Genomic DNA, 17,765 nt, shown 5'->3' with positions numbered 1-17,765 from the left:
CAGTGATGTTGGTTTAGGACGACTGGGCGGGGCGCCACCGAAGGAGGTGCCGCTCCAGGCGGTTAACAAGGAGGTCGATAATCAGGACCACGATCATCAGGATGAACATCCCGGCAAAGACGCCCTTCGTGTCGAAGACGCCTTGGGCCTGGGCGATCGCATAGCCGACGCCGGCGGACGCGCCGAGATACTCGCCCACCACGGCGCCGGTGATCGCGAAACCGACACTGATATGCAGGCTGGAAAAGATCCAGGTCAGTGCGCTGGGGATGAACACGTGGCGCAGTAGCTGCTTCTCGGATGCTCCGAGCATCCGGGCATTGTCGACCAGGACCCGGTCCACACTCTTGACACCCTCGAGGGTGTTGAAGAAGACAATGAAGAACACCAGGGTGAAGCCGAATGCGACCTTGGACCAGATGCCCAGCCCGAACCAGAGCAGGAAGATCGGCGCCAGGACAACGCGGGGGAGGGCGTTGAACATCTGCAGGAACGGATCCAGCAGCCGCTCAAGAAAACGCACGCGGGCCAGGACGAACCCCAGAAGGAGCCCGGCGGCAGCGCCCACCAGAAAGGCGAGGATGGCTTCCTGCATCGTGATCCACAAGTGCGGGAAGACAAACCCTGATGACACCCACAGCCAGACGGTCTGGAAGATGTCGGACGGAAGCGGAAAGAAGAACTCGTCAACCAGGCCGGTCCGCACGGATAGTTCCCAGGCGCCAAGGACTGCCGCAGTGAGGATCAGCTGAGCCGTCCGCATGGCAAGCGGCGATATGTCGCCCCTGCGCCTCCGGCGGCGCGTGCCTCTGCCGTCCAAGGCCGCAGACAGCCCGTTCTTCTTGGATCCCACGAGCGTCATGCGACTTCGCCTTCTTCCGCCATGGCCGTTTCATAGGTTTTGGAGACTTCGATCTTCAACCTGCCCCAGATTTCCCGGTGGAGGGCAACGAACTGCGGGTCATCCCGGATGTCGAGCAGGTCGCGCGGACGCGGGATGTCAATTTCGTAGCTGCCCACCACCGTGCTTCCCGGCCCCGCCCCAAGGATCACCACCTCGTCGGAGAGGGCGATGGCCTCATCCAGGTCGTGCGTGATGAAGACGACTGCCTTGCCCGATTCCTGCCAGAGCTGGAGCAGTTCGTTCTCCATGATCTGGCGGGTCTGCACGTCCAGGGCCGAGAACGGCTCGTCCATGAGGAGGATATCGGGATTGACGATCCAGGCCTGGGCGACGGCGGTGCGCTTGCGCATGCCGCCACTGAGCTGGTGCGGATAGCGGTCCGCGAAATTCTTCAGGCCCACCTTCTCGATCCAGCGCCGGGCCTCTGAATGTGCCTCCGCCTTCGATACGCCAGCCATGGTCAGGCCCAGGCTCACGTTGTCGATTACGGTCTTCCACGGCAGGAGGGGATCCTGTTGGAACATGTAGGAGGCCCGGCGGTTCACGCCGCTCACAGCTTCGCCGAAGCTCTTCACCTCACCCACGCTGGGGCTCAGGAGGCCCGCCGCCATGTTCAGGATGGTTGACTTCCCGGAGCCGGTGGGACCGACGATCGAGACGAAGCGGCCGGGTTCTACCTTGAGATTGATGTCGCGCACGGCAAAGTAAGTTTCACCCCCTGGCGTGGGGAACTGCTTAGTGCACCCGGTGAGTTCCACCGCGTACTTTTTCGGGTCTGCCTGTGCAGCTGGCATCATTGCACTCTTCCCGGCCGACGCTGGCCGATTCTGGTCGCTGCTGATTCTTACTCGCGGAACATTGGTGCGTCCCTCCGCTCGCCCAACCGGTTTGACGATTTGGGAGAGTGGCCACATCGTGGGTTCACCATCATGATGTGGACCTGATGCTAGCAGTAACCTCTGTCACACTCAATGCGCAATTGGCTGCGGGCGCCGGCGGGGCGGCCCCGCGCGCGCAGCAACCGGACACTCTTACACTTTGTCCATGAGTTCCAACGATTCCTCGGGGACGCCCCTGCTGGTCCTTCGAAAGATCACGGGCATCCTGGACGTCTTTTCGCTTGAGCGGCCGGAGCTGTCGCTTGCCGAGATCCGAGCGGCCACCTCAGTCCCGCATTCGACTGTCCAGCGACTCGTTGCAAACATGGTCCAAGAGGGCATCCTGGACCGACATGGGGACAAATTCAGGGTGGGTGTCCGGATGGCACACTGGGCCGCTCCTGCCACCCAGGGCCTTGACTTCCTTGAGCTGCTAAGTCCTGTCCTGCGCAGGCTGCGGGATGAGCTCGGTGAAACGGCCTGCATATTCCGGGAATCCCAGGGCAAGCGGGTATGCATCGCGCTTGCTGAAACACGGCGGATGCTCAGAAGGGTGGTGCAGGTGGGCGAAATCATGCCGCTGCACGTCGGCGCGGCCGGCCGGGTACTCCTGGCATGGAACCCGGACGTGGCAGAGCGGGTGTACCGGTCCGGGCTCCAAACAATGACGGAGCAGACCATCACAGATGCCTCCGACCTGGAAGCTTCCGTCATGAAGGCGAGGGCGGACGGGTTTGCCATAACCACCGGAGAACGCGTCTCGGGCGCTAGCGGTATCTCGGCGCCGATCTTTGGACCGCAGGCCGAACTGTACGGTGCACTCACTGTCATGGGGCCGGCGATGCGGATGCCGTACGACGTTTGCTCCTCGTGGGTGGAGACCGTTCTGGCTGCTGCAGAAGAATCGACCCGGGTCATCGGAGGAACAATCCCGCGGGAGGGTCTACCCATATCGTGGATTTAGGTCCACAATATGGATAACACAGGGGTTCCCGGTCAGCCGCTTTAGTAGGCTCCGCTGACCAGGCCCCCATTCTCGAACCGCGAACGCTGCCCCAGAGTTCCTGCGTGGCAGAACAGGAGCCCCAATGGCGAACGCATCCGAAACGACCACACAAGCGGCCGGTATGGCGGCGCAGTCAACTGGTCAGCAGGGGGCCGCCCCACTGGTGGGCGTCCGGGTCCTTGAACTTGGATCCCTGATTGCCGGGCCCTTCGCAGGCCGGCAGCTTGCCGATTTCGGTGCGGAAGTGATCAAGATTGAGTCCCCTGACAGGCCGGATCCGATGCGTGAATGGGGCCGCAGCCGGCTCAAGGACCATACGCTATGGTGGTCGGTGCAGTCCCGCGGCAAGAAGTGTGTGACGCTTGATCTCAAGGTGCCACGGGGGCGGGAACTGTTTCTTGAGTTGTGCCGTGAGGCGGATGTCATCCTCGAGAACTTCAGGCCGGGAACGCTTGAAAAACTTGGGCTGGCGCCGGAGGAGCTGTGGAAAGCGAATCCGGGCCTTATCATCGCCAGGGTCTCAGGCTATGGCCAGACCGGGCCCGATGCGCAGAAGCCCGGGTATGCCTCTGTGGCCGAAGCCCGTGGTGGCCTCAGGTACCTCAACGGTTATCCCGATCAGGCGCCTCCGCGAACCGGCATCTCCCTGGGCGACAGCCTGGCGTCACTGTACGCCCTGCAGGGCATCCTCATGGCCCTCTATTGGCGGGACGCCCGAGGCGGAACGGGCCAGGTGGTGGATGTGTCCCTCGTTGAAGCCTGCTTCTCCCTGCTGGAGAGTGCGGTGCCGGACTATGCCGCAAGCGGGGTGGTCCCCGGGCCCAGCGGCTCTGGCCTGAAGGGGATAGCTCCGTCCAACATATTCCGTTCCAGCGACGGCAAATGGGTGGTGATCGCTGCCAACCAGGATTCCGTGTTTGTGCGCCTGGCAGCGGCGATGGGAAGACCGGAACTCGTCAGCGATGCGCGGTACAGCAATCATGCGGCACGGGGCGCCCACCAGGAGGAGCTGGAATCGCTGATCGCCGAGTGGGCAGGAGGCTTCAGCCACGAGGAACTCACCGCGCTGCTGGACCGCCACTCCGTTCCCAACAGTCCGGTGAGCAGCATCGAGGACATCTTCGACGACCCCCAGCTGCGCGCCCGGGAGATGCTCGTGGACGTTCCCGATGACAGACTGGGCAGCGTTATCCAACCCGGCATCGTGCCAAAACTTACGCGAAGCGCCGGCGGGATCGGCTGGAGCGGTCCTCTGCAGCCCGGCTCGCACAACAGGGATGTGTACGAAGGGCTGCTAAAGCTTTCGGACGAGGAACTGCAGCACGCCAAAGAGCAGGGGGCCATCTGATGAATACCCAGCCGCAAAGGACCGTTTCCATCGTGGATGTGAGTCCCCGGGACGGGCTGCAAAATGAGAAGGTGCCCGTTAGTACCGAAAACAAGCTGCGGCTCATCGATGAACTCATCGCCCTGGGTGCCCGCCGCATTGAAGCGGTCAGCTTCGTGAATCCGCGAAAAGTCCCGCAGATGGCGGACGCGGATGCCGTCATGGCTGGCGTGTCCCGCGACGCCGGGGCGAGCTACATCGGGCTCGTCCTGAACACAAGGGGTGCCACGCGCGCTGTTGATGCCGGAGTTGACGAGATGAACTACGTGCTGCCGGTGACTGACGCCTTTGCCGCTGCCAACCAGAACACCACTGTGGCGGCGGCACTCGACGCCTTGGAAGAGGTGTCCTCGATCGCAGCCGCGGCGTCGATCCCGCTTACGGTGACCGCCGCCGTCGCCTTTGGCTGCCCCTACCAGGGTGATGTCCCCAAGGAGCAGACGCTCACCGTCATCCGCGGTGCCATGGAGCGCGGGAAGCTGGCGGAAGTGGCACTTGCGGACACGATCGGATGTGCGGTGCCATGGCAGGTCGGCGAGCTGTTTGCCGACCTGGGCCAGGAGACCGAAGTCCCACTTCGCGCGCACTTGCACGAGACACGGCACACGGCGCTCGCAAACACCTATGCCGCCATGGCGGCAGGCGTAAGAACCTTCGACAGCGCGGTGGGCGGCCTGGGCGGCTGCCCCTTCGCCCCCGGCGCCGCCGGCAACATCTCCACCGAGGACCTTGTGTGGATGCTGGGCCGCGGCGGGTTCGAGACGTCCATCGATCCGGCGCGTGCCATAGAGCTGGGCCGGTGGATCTGTTCGCTGGTGGAGGCGTCGCCGCGCTCCGGACTCGCCGGGGCCGGCGCATTCCCGGGTGCTGCCTGAGCTTTCAGCCAGCCGGGTTGCCTGAGGCCCGGATGTACTCCTCCACGGCGGACTCCGGCACGCGGTAGGACTTGCCGAACCGGTCCGCCGCAAGGGTTCCGGCCCGGACCATCCGGTAGACGGTCATTTTGGAAAGTCGCAGGGCCGCGGCCACCTCGGCAATGGTGAGATAGGCAGTTGGCAGGTTGGCGATGGACATGGAATCGGCTCCTGTTGGTCGTCGGCTGGACTGGCGGGATGACCCGCCTAGTCCGGCCGCCTCAGTTGCCGGTGGTCGTAGAAGTACACCCGGTCCGAGGACCGGATCCCGATCGACCGGCCGTTCTTGACCACCACAGTGCCTTCCCGCCTGCCGTTGAACGGATCGTCGCCCAGCAGAACGTCGCCGATCTTGTAGGGAACAGCGGCCGTGCGCGCCCGCTGCAGCGTCTGGGCCAGGAAGCCGGACAACCGCCCGGATTGAACATTTTGTGCCGGCGCCCCGGCCTGGATTTCCAACATGAGGACCACTCCTTCACAGTGTGACCAATCGTCGAATCACTGGCGGCGCGGGGCCGGTACGTCATCCGGGATATATAGCCCAGCCGGCTGGCACCGTGTAGTCCACTCTAGGGAGCAATCACATGCGTCACACGGGTAACATGTACCTCATTTATCACACCATGCACTCGCGTAACAGGCGTCGAGTACCTGTCTTTTCCTATTTTTACTACTTGTTTTCGCGAATTCCAGCCTGGAGCGGCATTTTCGCGGAAATCCTACTCAGTTTCGGCGACCACGGGCAGTGGTGAGGTCTCGTCCTTAAGGTGGGCCCGGCGTCGTCCGTTGCCCCTGACCCAAAGCCGGTAGGCGGCAACCAGCAGCCCCAGCCACACAGCCCCCACATAGAGGGCCACCCGGGTGTCCTCGAAGAAACCAAGCACCGCGATCACCAGTCCCATGAAGGCGATCGTGAGGACGGACGCCGCCGGCCACCAAGGGGAGGGGAATTCCGACGCCGGCAGGCCATTCCGGGCGATCTCGCGTTTCATCGCCACGTGCGAAGCGAGAATCATGACCCACACCCAGACCGTGGCGAAGGTGGCGATGGAGGCTATGAGCAGGAAGACATCTTCCGGGATGAGCGCATTCAGAACCACTCCCACCAGCAGGATTCCGGTCATCATCACCACAGTCATCCACGGCACGCCATGCCGCGACACCCGTCCGAAGCTCTGCGGGGCGTGGCCCTGCTTGGCCAGACCGAAGAGGATCCGCCCGGCGCCAAAGATGTCGCTGTTGATGGCGGACAGTGCGGCGGTTATCACTACGGCGTTGAGGATGTGGGGTGCAGCGGGAATGCCGAGGCCGCTGAAGATCTGGACGAACGGACTGCCGTTGCTGCCGATCTCATTCCACGGAAAGAGGCTCATCAGCACTCCGAGGGTCAGCACGTAGAACAGCAGGACCCGGACCGGCACGGTGTTGACGGCCTTCGGGATGACCTTCTTGGGGTCGGCTGCTTCCCCAGCCGTGATGCCGATGGTTTCAATCCCGCCGAAGGCGAACATGACGACGGCGAACGAGGCCAGGAGCCCCTCGAAGCCGTTCGGGAACAGGCCGCCGTGCTCCACGAGGTTGCCCAGGCCCGGGGCGGCTGAGGCGTCACCGTTCTGGAAGCCGAACGCGAGGATGGCCGCTCCGCCCGCGATCATGGCGATAATTGCTGCAACCTTGACCAGCGTGAACCAGAATTCGAGTTCGCCGAAGACCTTCACGCTCAGCAGATTCAGCGCCGCGAGAACGAAGATGATGGCCAGGATCCAGACCCACCGCTCCACGGACGGGAACCAGAAGCCCATGTAGATGCTGAACGCGGTGACGTCGGCGATGGCCACGATCGCCATCTCGAAGACGTAGGTCCAGCCGGTCACGAATCCGGCCAGCGGGCCAAGATAGCGGCTGGCGTACTGCCCGAAGGATCCCGAGACCGGATGCCGTACTGCCATCTCCCCAAGGGCGCGCATCACCATAAACACGGCGGCGCCGCCGATCATGTAGGCGAACAGCACGGCGGGGCCGGCTTTTTGGATGGCTGAGGCCGAACCGTAGAACAGGCCGGTGCCGATGGCGGAGCCCAGTGCCATGAAGCGGATGTGGCGGACGTTGAGTCCGCGGTTCAGAACGGTTTCGACGGCGGCTCCAACGGCGGTACGTGCCGTTCCGGTCCCGCTTAGGGGCGCCAATTCATCTCTTGTTTGGGCTTGTTGCATGCCAATACCTTCTCGTCATTGGGAGGGGGATCGCTATCCAGCAGACCACGTCTACCCGAGCTGTGATGAGGCTCACGGGGTCTTGGTGTCTTCGATTTCAGACTGTGCGGCTTCAGACCGGCGCTCGGAATTTTTGGCGCGACCTGGCGGGTAATGCCCTCAAATCCCGGTTTTGAGGGCGTTACCTGCCAGTTCGCACGCCTCTGAAAAGCGCCCCGCCCTGGCCTGCCTCAGCGATACCCGGTCGCGTCAGCCGGCAGCCCGGCCTCCTGGATCTCCTCCAGATAGCGCCAGCAGTCTGGCCGGGAGCCGTCCACGTCGGTAAAGCCGTATTCCTGCGCAAGCCCGCCGGAGGAGAAGGTGCCGCCGGTCCGGCGGTGCACGTCAGGGTCGGCGGCGAGGGCGGCGACCGCCCGGCCCACAAAGCGCGGGCTTTCGGAGATGGCGGCGAAGTGCGCATTCGTGGCGGCCGCCTCGCGCCAATTGGCTTCGGTCGCGCCGTAGTGTTCGAGCATCATTTCCGAGCGCATCCAGCCCGGCGTCAGTGCCACGGCCGTGCACCCGAAGGCCTTCAGCTCCTCGGCCTGGCTGAAGGCGAGCCGCAGGACGGCGGACTTGGCGAGATCGTAAAACGCGGAGAGCCGGTAATGCGCTGCGTTGTACTCTCGAGTTCCGTCCGTCATTTCCACCACCAGTCCTCCCGGCCGGCGGATGAGGAGCGGCAGCGCGAAGTGGCTGGTGATCAGGTGCGTGTCGACGGCACCGTGCAGCATCCGCAAACCGCCGTCAAGCTCGTGTTCCCACAGGGGCGTGTTCCACTGGATGAGGTTCTCGCCGCCCCAAATGTCGTTCACCAGGATGTCCAGCCGGCCGTGCTCGCCGTCTATACGACGGACCAGCGTTTCCACCTCCGCAGCGTTGAAATGGTCCACTGCCACTGCGATGCCGGTTCCGCCGGCCGCACTGACCATAGCGGCGGTTTCTTCAATGGTTTCGGGGCGACGATAGTCGGACGTCTGGCGCCTGGTGGTGCGCCCGGTGCAGTAGACCACCGCCCCGGCCTCACCAAGGGCCACGGCGGTACCGCGGCCTGCCCCTCGCGTGGCCCCGGCAACCAGAGCTACCTTGCCGTTGAGCGGAGATTCCATGGACAAACGCTACCTCCGTGCGCGGGAAAGGGGGATGATGGGCGGGCTGTGTGCGGGCGCGTCTGGAGATGTCCGGTATCCCAGACAGATGCGCTTCTGGAGGGGGTTTGTAGTCAGCGGGCTGGGCGCAAACTTTAAGTACGGGATACCGGACACCGTTCGGCGATACCTGAAGACAGATAGACCGCCTAACGGCGAGGCCCGGAGGACATATGGCAGGCACGATGGCCGCAACGGCGGCAAAGCGGCCGGAATCAGCAGTCAAGGCGAAAGTTCCAGCGGCCGAAAATACCTTGCGGATCCTCAAACTGTTGGGTTCCAAGCGCGGGCCGATGGCGGCGTCGAACATTGCCACGGCCTTGGGACTGCCCCGCTCAAGTGTGTACCACCTCCTTGGCGTCATGGAGGCGAACGGCTTTGTCCTGCATTTGCACGAGGAACAGCGGTACGGCCTCGGCATCAGCGCCTTCGAGCTCAGTTCCGCGTACTCGCGGCAGGAACCGCTGTCTCGGCTTGGGCGGCCCATGCTGGCATCACTCGTTGATGTCCTTGGCGAAAGTGCACACCTGGCGGTCCTGCACGGACGGGATGTGCTCTACATCGTGGAGGAGAGGGCCAAGAACCGGCCGTCCCTCGTGACCGACGTTGGCGTCCGGCTGCCGAGCCACCTCACCGCCAGCGGCCGTGCCATCCTTGCCGCGCTGCCGAAGTCCCAGGTCCGTGCGCTCTATCCGAACGCCGCCGCCTTCAGTGCCCGGCACGAGGTGGAGGGCGCCATCATGAAGTACTCCGCGCTGTCGTCGCACCTTGACCGGGTGCGGCAGCGTGGATACGCCACGGAACACGGTGAGGTGACACCCGGCTTTGGCTCCATAGCCGCCGCGGTCACCGATCATCTTGGATGGCCGACGGCGGCAGTCGCCGTCACGTTCCTCGAGGACAAGCTGCCGGAAGACCAGTGGCCGGTGCTCGCCGCCCGCGTGCAAAAGGTCGCCGATGAACTCTCGGTGCGCATCCACGGCCGCCCATCGAAGTAACAGCCCAAGCAGGTCGCAGCACAGGGCGTTCCCGGCGCCGGCACCGCCCTCACCTGCTACCCAGTGGGGTCTGGAATACCGGACAGCACCCGCCGGAAACCCCTGTCTGGCCCGCTCAGAAGGGGCTTTAGTTGATACAGAAGCACTTTCGCTCGATTCACGATTTCCCTAACAACACAGCATTCCGCAACACACTCAACAGCGATACAACACATTCCCGCGATACGAAGGAGCCACCATGGCACCCGCCGATTTCACCACCGGTGCCCGCCCGGTCAAAGCAGCCCGAGGCACCGAGCTCACCGCCAAGTCCTGGCAGACCGAGGCACCCCTGCGCATGCTCATGAACAACCTCGACCCCGAGGTCGCCGAACGCCCGGATGACCTGGTGGTCTACGGCGGAACCGGCCGGGCCGTGCGCTCCTGGGCCGCATTCGATGCCATCACCCGCACCCTGGAAACCATGGAAAAGGACGAGACCTTGCTGGTCCAGTCCGGCAAGCCGGTGGGCGTCTTCCGCACTAACGAATGGGCGCCTCGCGTGCTTCTGGCCAACTCCAACCTCGTTGGCGACTGGGCTACGTGGCCCGAATTCCGCCGGCTCGAGGCCGAGGGCCTGATGATGTACGGGCAGATGACGGCCGGCTCCTGGATCTATATCGGCACGCAGGGCATCCTGCAGGGCACGTTTGAAACTTTCGCAGCAATCGCCCGCAAGCTCACTGGGGACAGCAATGGCACGCTCGCCGGCATGCTGACACTGACCGGCGGCTGCGGCGGCATGGGCGGCGCCCAGCCCCTCGCCGTCACCCTGAACGAGGGCGCCTGCCTGATCGTCGACGTCGACGAGACCCGCCTCCGCCGCCGCGCCGGCAAGCGCTACCTGGACGAGGTGGAGACCGACCTCGACGCCGCAATCGCCAAGGTCCTGAAGGCCAAGGAGGAGCGCCGTGGCTGGTCCGTGGGCTATGTGGGCAACGCCGCCGAGGTCTTCCCAGAACTCCTTCGCCGGCACAAGGCCGGTGAGCTGACCATCGACATCGTCACCGACCAGACCTCCGCCCATGACCCCCTGAGCTACCTACCGGAAGGCATCACCGTGGACGAATGGCACCGCGAAGCCGAGGCTGACCCGGAGGGCTTCACCAAGAAGGCGCAGGCATCGATGGCCAAGCACGTCCAGGCCATGGTCGAATTCCAGGACGCCGGCGCCGAGGTGTTCGACTACGGAAACTCCATCCGCGACGAGGCCCGCAAGGGCGGCTACAGCCGGGCATTCGAATTCCCCGGCTTCGTCCCGGCCTACATCCGCCCGCTGTTCTGCGAGGGCCTGGGCCCGTTCCGCTGGGTCGCCCTCTCCGGGGATCCCGAGGACATCGCCGTCACCGACAAAGCCATCAAGGAGCTCTTCCCGGAGAACCAGCACTTGCACCGCTGGATCGACGCGGCCGCCGAGCGCGTCGAATTCGAAGGCCTGCCGGCTCGCATTTGCTGGCTGGGCTACGGCGAACGTGCCAAGGCCGGGCTGCTCTTCAACCAGCTGGTCAAGGAAGGCAAGGTCAAGGCTCCCATCGTGATCGGCCGCGACCACCTGGACTCCGGCTCCGTCGCCTCCCCGTACCGGGAAACGGAAGCCATGGCCGACGGCTCCGACGCGATCGCGGACTGGCCCATGCTCAACGCCCTCCTCAACACCGCCTCCGGCGCCACCTGGGTTTCCCTCCACCACGGCGGGGGAGTAGGCATCGGCCGCTCCATCCACGCCGGCCAGGTTTCCGTCGCCGACGGCACCGATCTCGCCGCGCAGAAGCTTGAGCGGCTCCTCACCAACGATCCCGGCATGGGCGTGATCCGGCATGTCGACGCCGGCTATGACCGCGCCGTCGACGTCGCCAAGGAACGCGGCGTCCGAATCCCCATGAACGAAGCGCGCTAACCAACGCCCCACCCCGCATCGACTGCTCCGTAACCGCCGTTTTGAGCTCCCAAAAGGGCGGTTACGGAGCAATCGATCAGAAACAAAGTAGGAATCATGACACTTACAACCCACGAACCGCTCACTGTTACCCTCGGTGCTAGCGGTGCCACGCCTGAGGACCTCGTCGCCGTCGCACGCCACGACGCCAAGGTGACCATCTCACAGGACGCCCTGGACACCGTCGCGAAGGTCCGCGCACACATCGACGAACTGGCCCACAGCGACGTGCCCGCGTACGGCATTTCCACGGGCTTCGGGGCGCTGGCCAACCGCCACATTCCCGGTGAGCTGCGCACCCAGCTGCAGAAGTCGCTGATCCGCAGCCACGCGGCCGGCATGGGCCCCGCGGTGGAACGCGAAGTGGTCCGCGGCATCATTTTCCTGCGCGCCAAGACCCTCGCCTCGGGCCGCACCGGCGTCCGGCCCGTGGTCCTGCAGACCATGGTGGACGTGCTCAACGCCGGCATCACCCCGGTGGTCCGGGAGTTCGGTTCGCTGGGCTGCTCCGGCGACCTCGCACCGCTGTCCCACTGCGCCCTGGTCCTCATGGGCGAAGGCGAAGCGACCGGACCCGACGGCGAACTGTACGGCGTCGCCGGCCGACCCACGGTTGCTGAGCTGCTCGCCGCGCACGGCATCGAACCGGTGACACTCGCCGAGAAGGAAGGGCTGGCGCTGGTCAACGGCACCGAGGGCATGCTGGGCATGCTCCTGATGGCGATTGCGGACCTGCGGCAACTGCTCACGACGGCGGACATCACCGCCGCGCTCAGCGTCGAGGCGCTGCTCGGCACCGACCAGGTGTTCCTGCCCGAGCTGCACGCCGCCCTCCGGCCGCACCCCGGCCAGGCGGCCAGTGCGGACAATATGCTCCGGGTCCTGTCCAACTCGGCCATCGTGGCCTCGCACCGCGTGGGCGATTCACGTGTTCAGGACGCATACTCACTGCGCTGCGCCCCCCAGGTCGCGGGCGCCGTCCGGGACACGGTGGACCACGCCGAGCTGGTGGCTTCCCGTGAACTCGCGGCCGCCATCGACAACCCCGTGGTCCTGCCTGACGGCCGGGTCAGCTCCAACGGCAACTTCCACGGCGCCCCGGTGGCGTACGTGCTCGACTACCTGGCCATCGCCGTCGCGGACCTTAGCTCCATCGCCGAACGGCGCACGGACCGCATGCTTGACCCGGCCCGTTCGCACGGCCTGCCGGCGTTCCTGGCAGCGGATCCGGGCGTGGACTCGGGACTCATGATCGCCCAGTACACCCAGGCCGGGCTCGTCTCGGACAACAAGCGGCTCGCGGTGCCCGCCTCAGTCGACTCCATCCCGAGCTCCGCCATGCAGGAGGACCACGTGTCCATGGGCTGGCACGCCGCCCGCAAGCTCCGGAAGGCCGTGGAGAACCTCCGCCGCGTTCTCGCGATCGAACTCGTGACTTCGGCACGGGCGATAGACATGCGCACGCAGCTATCCGATGGCCAGCTGACCCCGGGTCCTGCGGGGGCGGCCGTAATCGAAGCGCTGCGGACCGTCGTCGGCGGTCCGGGCACGGACAGGTTCCTCTCACCGGAGCTCGAGGCCGCCGATCGGCTTGTCGGCTCCGGTGCGGTGCGGGCGGCAGCCGAATCCGCCGTCGGAAACCTCGTCTGACGGTGAACAAAGTGCACCGCCGGCAACCATTTGCCGGCGGTGCCGAAATACTCTGCAACGCGCCACACGAAGGCCGAAGAGTGTAGTAGAACTGAAGGTGTAGTAAAAGTCACATCAAAGAGGCTGTGGCGGAAAAGAACATCCACAAAGGGGTAGAAGTTCAAATGAAAGCACGCGGGACAGTCCTGTCCAGACGCATCGCACACGCAGCTACGGTTTCCAACTGGGGATCGCTGCACGTGGGCGAGCGGGTCGAGATCATCAAGCATGCTCATGTCATTGCGGCAGGCGAGGTGGAGGAAGTCTCACGGAGCGGAAACGTGCTGTGGGTTATCTGCGGCGGAGTGGCGGAATCGCAGCTCTTCATGAAGTCCGACGGCGTGCAGGTGCGCCGGATGTAGTCCGGCTGAAGCCGCGCGCGGCAGGTCGCGCACCGGAAAACAAAAAGCCCCCGACCTTGGATCATTCGGCCGTTCGGCCAGAATGAGTCCAGGATCGGGGGCTTTTTCGCGTGCTAGGCCGCGATGTCCTCGTGTGTTTCACCGAAGGGAACAGACTCGTCGAGGGCCACCGTGTATCGGCCTGGCTCGAGGCGCGTGACCTTGATGCCGCAGGTGCCTTCCTGGGCAGCCGTTTCGATCAGCGTCTCCACCGCGCTTTCCAGGCCGTCGTGGACCTGGGCGGCACTCGTGAACGCCAGGTCGATGGACCGGGCATCCGCGGAGCGTGCGTCGCTCGTAGGAGCGGTTGGGCGCTCCATAGTTGCTGTGCTCATGTACTGACTTTCTGTGGTTCTGCCGGGGGCAGTAGCCCATTCTACCGGGAATCAGCACAAAGGTAAGATGACTGTCATTTGACAAGCATGTTGACGACAGTTGTCGCATCAACCATTCTTCCATGCCAGCGCATGCACACAGCCCTTTTGCGTCCGGCGGAAAGCCCCCGGCGGCGCTCCGAGCGCTAGTGTTGGTGAGGTCTGAGAGGCCGACGGCGCAGGAGGCGACCGTGTTTGAAGGTGCCAGCATCATGTTCGCCGCGGCGGGCGCAGCCGTCTTTGTTGCTGCCATCCTGCCAAAGGCGCTGCGCAATGCTCCGATCTCCATGCCCATGGTGTTCCTGGGCGCCGGCGCGGCCGCCTTCGGCCTGCTTCCCAACCTTCCGGATCCGAGCCCTCTTCAGCACCCCGAGTTGACGCTGCATCTGACCGAAATCTGCGTGATCATTTCACTGATGGGAGCCGGGCTGGCGCTCGACCGTTCGGTGGGGCGGCGGAACTGGGCGACCACCTGGCGGATGCTGGGCATTGCCATGCCCCTGTGCATGCTGGGCCTGACGCTCCTCGGACTCTGGCTGCTGGGCCTGGGACTCGCCACCGCGCTCCTCGTGGCCGCCGCACTGGCACCCACGGATCCGGTCCTGGCCTCCGAGGTGCAGGTGGGCGAGCCGGCCGACGAGGAGGAGGGCACCGACCAGGAGGACGAGGTCAGGTTCACGCTGACCTCGGAGGCGGGACTGAATGACGGGCTGGCCTTTCCCTTTGTGTACCTGGCCATTGCCATGAGCCTTGTGGGGACGGCGCCGTCGGCCTGGTTTCCGGAGTGGTTCGGCGTGGACGTCTTGTGGCGCATCGGAACGGGTTTGCTGCTCGGCTACGGCACGGGCAAGGCGCTGGCCCGGCTTTTCTTCTCCGCCAGGCACGATAGCATCCGGCTGTCCAACCACTCTGAGGGCTTCGTTGCGCTGGCCGCCACCTTCCTGGCCTACGGTGTCACCGAAATGATCGAGGGCTACGGCTTCATCGCGGTTTTCGTATGTGCTGTGACCATCAGGGCGGCGGAGCGCACCCATGGTTACCACCGCATTCTTCACTCCTACGTGGAACAGTTGGAGCGGCTGCTGACAGTGGTCATCCTGGTCCTCCTGGGCGGAGCGATCGCGCGGGGCCTGCTGGCCGACGTCGGCTGGGCAGAGGTGGGTGTTGCGCTGGCCTTCTTGGTCCTGGTCCGTCCGCTGTCCGGCTGGCTGGCACTGGCCCGCGGCAAGACCGGTCCCCGGGAACGGATCGCCATTTCCTTCTTCGGCATCCGGGGCATCGGGTCCCTGTATTACTTGGCCTACGCGCTGGGCCAGGGCGCCTTCGGGGACCGGGCGGAGTACCTGTGGAGCATCGTCGCACTCGTCGTGGCCATGTCCGTGGTGCTGCATGGCGCCACCACGGCGCCGGTCATGAAACGCCTGGACCGGCTGCGCGAACGCAGGGCCGCCGAGAAATTCGGCGACGAGGGAAAGGCCCCCCACACGCCGGTCTGATGCGGGGAAGGAAGCAGGGTCCCGGGCCGTGAATATTCTGTATTCACTCCGGTGGTGTGGTGAGCTTGGATCATGGCAGGCAAAAGGTTGATACCCCGTATGGCTCTCGGCGTGGCAAAGTTGCTGGGGTTCGTGCTTGTCAGCTGCGTCTGCGGGGTCCTCGCGGCCAGCTTCCTGGTGCCCGGGGCCGCCCTCGCCGGCACCTCGGTCAGCAGGTCCATTTCCTACTTCAACAGCCTCCCCACCGAGCTCGCGGTGCCCGCGCCGTCGCAGACCACCCGCATGCTGACGGCGGACGGCAAACTCATCGCCACGTTCTATTCCGAGAACCGCGTCCGCGTGCCCCTAAAGCAGATGTCCCCGTTCATCCGGAAGGCCGCCGTCGCCATCGAGGACAGCCGCTTTTATGAACACAGCGGCGTCGACACGCAGGGCATCCTGCGCGCGCTGACCAGCAATCTGACCCGCGGCGACCGGCAGGGCGCCTCCACCCTCACCCAGCAGTACGTCACCAACATTGTGAACGAGTCCCTGATTTCCGAGGGCCGTGAGGATCAGGTGGTCCTCAGCGGGCAGAAGACCATGGGGGACAAGCTGCGCGAGATGCGGCTCGCGATGGCATTGGAAAAGAAGTTCACCAAGGACCAGATCCTCGAGGGCTACCTGAATATCGTCTTCTTCAACCGCAGCGCGTACGGCATCGAGGCGGCGGCGCAGTACTTCTTCAGTGTTCCGGCCAGCAAGCTGAACCTGCCCCAGTCGGCACTGCTCGCGGGCCTGGTGAACAGCCCCAGCTTCTACGATCCCGTGGCCAACCCCAAGAACTCCCTGGCGCGCCGCAACCAGGTTCTCGGCGAAATGCTCAAGCAGAAGATGATCACCAAGAAGCAGTATGACGCCGCCGTGAAGTCCGCCGTGGGCGTGAAGGTCAAGCCCTCGCGGCAGGGATGCGCCGCCGCAACGATAGCGCCGTACTTCTGTGACTACGTGACCCACCTCTTCCTCAACAACCCGGCCTACGGCGCGGATACGGAAGCGCGCGAAAAGCGGCTCTTCCGCGGCGGCCTGACCATCACCACCACACTGGACAGCCGGCTGCAGGCCAGGGCGCAGGCGCAGGTGAACGCCACAGCCGGCGCCAATCCGGACAGGTGGGGCGCGTCGCTGGTCACGGTGCAGCCGGGGACCGGCAAAGTCCTGGCGATGGCCCAGAACACGGTGTACCTGCCACGGCCCGGGAAGTTTGATACCCAGCTGAATTTCAACGTGGACGCCAAGGACGCGAATGGCAACGACCTCAACGGCGCTGGCGGGTTCCAGCCGGGGTCCACCATGAAGCCCTTTACCTTCGCCGAGTGGCTGCACCAGGGCAAGACCATGACCACGGTGCTGGACGCCTCCAAGCGCGAGTACCCGCTGGGATTCCGCTGGCGGTCCTCCTGCGGCAAAGTGGCCGGCGGCTACAGCACCAAGCAGCGCAGGGCAGGACTCGAAACGGCTGATGACCTCCAGAACGCCTCGGAGGGCTACTACCGCAAGATGCCCGCGGACTACGGGCTGTTTAACTCCATCAACACGGCCACCTTTGCCGAAGCCGCCCAGCTGGACTTCTGCGGGATCCAGAACATGGTCAACGCCGTCGGGCTCCACAGCGGGCTGGACGGGACACCGATCAACATGCACCAGCTGGGCAACCTTCTGGGCGGCACCGGGGTTGCTCCGCTGACCATGGCCAACGCCTTTGCCACCTTCGCGGCCGACGGCCGGCATTGCGTGCCGGTGGCCCTGGCCGGGGTGACGGACATGGCCGGCAAGAGGCTTCCGGCGGACGCCCAGAAGTGCAGCGACAGCGTGGACAAGAGCGTGGTCCGCGGAGTGAACAAGGCCCTTCAGGACATGCTCAACAAGGGCTCGGGCATCTACATCAACCCGAAGGTGCAGAAAACCGTGCCCGTGGCGGCCAAAACGGGCACCAACAACAGCAACGGCGCCACCTGGGTGCTGGGCTACACCACAGGCCTGGCCACGGCCTCGTTCTTCGGGGACGCCCTGGAGGGCCAGCAGCGACCGGGCCGGAATCTCACTGTCAACGGCAAGCACTATGACCGCATTGACGGCTACATGATCGCGGGCCCGCAGTGGGCGAACTACATGCTCCAGGTGGCGCGGCTCTATCCGGCGGGCGCCTTCCCCAAGCCCCCGGCGTCGATCGTCAGCAAGCCTGCGGCCAAGCCCAAGGCGCCCGCCCGGCCAGCCCCGAAGCCGTCGCACAAGCCCAAGCCCAAGCCCAAGGATTAGCGGGCACAGATTGCCCGGCCCGCGAATTAGCTGGCCGGGCAAGCA

General features: G+C 64.8%; 16 protein-coding genes. 9 read left to right on the top strand and 7 right to left on the bottom strand.

Annotated features, from left to right (window positions below; genetic code table 11):
- Positions 1 to 13: 13 nt before the first annotated feature.
- Together G9E11_RS15595 and G9E11_RS15590 are read right to left on the bottom strand one after the other, a co-directional pair.
- On the bottom strand, positions 14 to 862 hold the full coding sequence (locus G9E11_RS15595; RefSeq protein ID WP_203219256.1) for an ABC transporter permease: 849 nt from the start codon (positions 860 to 862) through the stop codon (positions 14 to 16).
- Positions 859 to 1,698 (bottom strand): ABC transporter ATP-binding protein, encoded by an 840-nt coding sequence (locus G9E11_RS15590; RefSeq protein WP_203219255.1) that lies wholly within the window; start codon positions 1,696 to 1,698, stop codon positions 859 to 861. Before G9E11_RS15590 ends, G9E11_RS15595 begins: the two co-directional genes overlap by 4 nt.
- A gap of 250 nt (positions 1,699 to 1,948) precedes the next feature.
- Here G9E11_RS15590 and G9E11_RS15585 point away from each other — a divergent pair, with 250 nt between their 5' ends.
- The 3 genes from G9E11_RS15585 (at position 1,949) to G9E11_RS15575 (ending at position 5,050) form a co-directional block, all read left to right on the top strand.
- The gene (locus G9E11_RS15585; RefSeq protein ID WP_190607340.1) at positions 1,949 to 2,746 is read left to right on the top strand and encodes an IclR family transcriptional regulator; all 798 of its coding nucleotides are present in this window, start codon (positions 1,949 to 1,951) and stop codon (positions 2,744 to 2,746) included.
- A gap of 124 nt (positions 2,747 to 2,870) precedes the next feature.
- The gene (locus tag G9E11_RS15580; RefSeq protein ID WP_218625943.1) at positions 2,871 to 4,136 is read left to right on the top strand and encodes a CaiB/BaiF CoA transferase family protein; all 1,266 of its coding nucleotides are present in this window, start codon (positions 2,871 to 2,873) and stop codon (positions 4,134 to 4,136) included.
- The gene (locus tag G9E11_RS15575; RefSeq protein ID WP_190607338.1) at positions 4,136 to 5,050 is read left to right on the top strand and encodes a hydroxymethylglutaryl-CoA lyase; all 915 of its coding nucleotides are present in this window, start codon (positions 4,136 to 4,138) and stop codon (positions 5,048 to 5,050) included. The genes G9E11_RS15580 and G9E11_RS15575 overlap by 1 nt, the downstream gene beginning before the upstream one ends.
- Before the next feature lie 4 nt (positions 5,051 to 5,054).
- Here the strand turns inward: G9E11_RS15575 and G9E11_RS15570 are convergent, their stop codons facing one another.
- The 4 genes from G9E11_RS15570 to G9E11_RS15555 all read right to left on the bottom strand — a co-directional run bounded on the left by G9E11_RS15570 (position 5,055) and on the right by G9E11_RS15555 (position 8,450).
- Positions 5,055 to 5,249, bottom strand: a complete 195-nt coding sequence (locus G9E11_RS15570) for a helix-turn-helix domain-containing protein (RefSeq protein WP_111903340.1) — start codon at positions 5,247 to 5,249, stop codon at positions 5,055 to 5,057.
- 47 nt (positions 5,250 to 5,296) lie between these two features.
- A complete protein-coding gene (locus G9E11_RS15565) occupies positions 5,297 to 5,551 on the bottom strand; it encodes a hypothetical protein (protein WP_190607336.1) in 255 nt (84 codons plus the stop codon).
- Positions 5,552 to 5,808: 257 nt separating this feature from the next.
- A complete protein-coding gene (locus tag G9E11_RS15560; RefSeq protein ID WP_190607334.1) occupies positions 5,809 to 7,302 on the bottom strand; it encodes an amino acid permease in 1,494 nt (497 codons plus the stop codon).
- Between the two features lie 230 nt (positions 7,303 to 7,532).
- On the bottom strand, positions 7,533 to 8,450 hold the full coding sequence (locus G9E11_RS15555; RefSeq protein WP_190607332.1) for an SDR family oxidoreductase: 918 nt from the start codon (positions 8,448 to 8,450) through the stop codon (positions 7,533 to 7,535).
- A 212-nt stretch (positions 8,451 to 8,662) separates the two neighbouring features.
- Between G9E11_RS15555 and G9E11_RS15550 the strand changes: the two genes are divergently transcribed.
- The 4 genes from G9E11_RS15550 (at position 8,663) to G9E11_RS15535 (ending at position 13,513) form a co-directional block, all read left to right on the top strand.
- Positions 8,663 to 9,487 (top strand): IclR family transcriptional regulator, encoded by an 825-nt coding sequence (locus G9E11_RS15550; protein ID WP_190607329.1) that lies wholly within the window; start codon positions 8,663 to 8,665, stop codon positions 9,485 to 9,487.
- Between the two features lie 238 nt (positions 9,488 to 9,725).
- Positions 9,726 to 11,423 carry a urocanate hydratase gene (gene hutU, locus G9E11_RS15545; protein WP_190607327.1) on the top strand — a complete coding sequence of 566 codons (1,698 nt, stop codon included), beginning with the start codon at positions 9,726 to 9,728 and terminating at the stop codon, positions 11,421 to 11,423.
- Between the two features lie 96 nt (positions 11,424 to 11,519).
- Positions 11,520 to 13,112 (top strand): histidine ammonia-lyase, encoded by a 1,593-nt coding sequence (gene hutH / locus G9E11_RS15540; RefSeq protein ID WP_190607325.1) that lies wholly within the window; start codon positions 11,520 to 11,522, stop codon positions 13,110 to 13,112.
- 164 nt (positions 13,113 to 13,276) lie between these two features.
- Entirely contained in the window at positions 13,277 to 13,513 is a 237-nt protein-coding gene (locus G9E11_RS15535) for a hypothetical protein (protein WP_190607323.1), read from the top strand.
- Between the two features lie 113 nt (positions 13,514 to 13,626).
- Here the strand turns inward: G9E11_RS15535 and G9E11_RS15530 are convergent, their stop codons facing one another.
- Positions 13,627 to 13,887 (bottom strand): hypothetical protein, encoded by a 261-nt coding sequence (locus G9E11_RS15530; protein WP_190607320.1) that lies wholly within the window; start codon positions 13,885 to 13,887, stop codon positions 13,627 to 13,629.
- Between the two features lie 230 nt (positions 13,888 to 14,117).
- Here G9E11_RS15530 and G9E11_RS15525 point away from each other — a divergent pair, with 230 nt between their 5' ends.
- On the top strand, positions 14,118 to 15,422 hold the full coding sequence (locus tag G9E11_RS15525) for a cation:proton antiporter (protein WP_190607318.1): 1,305 nt from the start codon (positions 14,118 to 14,120) through the stop codon (positions 15,420 to 15,422).
- A gap of 99 nt (positions 15,423 to 15,521) precedes the next feature.
- A complete protein-coding gene (locus G9E11_RS15520; RefSeq protein ID WP_190607316.1) occupies positions 15,522 to 17,720 on the top strand; it encodes a transglycosylase domain-containing protein in 2,199 nt (732 codons plus the stop codon).
- Positions 17,721 to 17,765 lie beyond the last annotated feature (45 nt).

The organism is Arthrobacter ipis (assembly GCF_014694315.1).
GTDB classification, from domain to species: Bacteria; Actinomycetota; Actinomycetes; order Actinomycetales; family Micrococcaceae; genus Arthrobacter; species Arthrobacter ipis.
The sequence above is the reverse complement of the archived record's forward strand: the minus strand, read 5'-3'. Positions and strand labels throughout refer to the sequence as shown.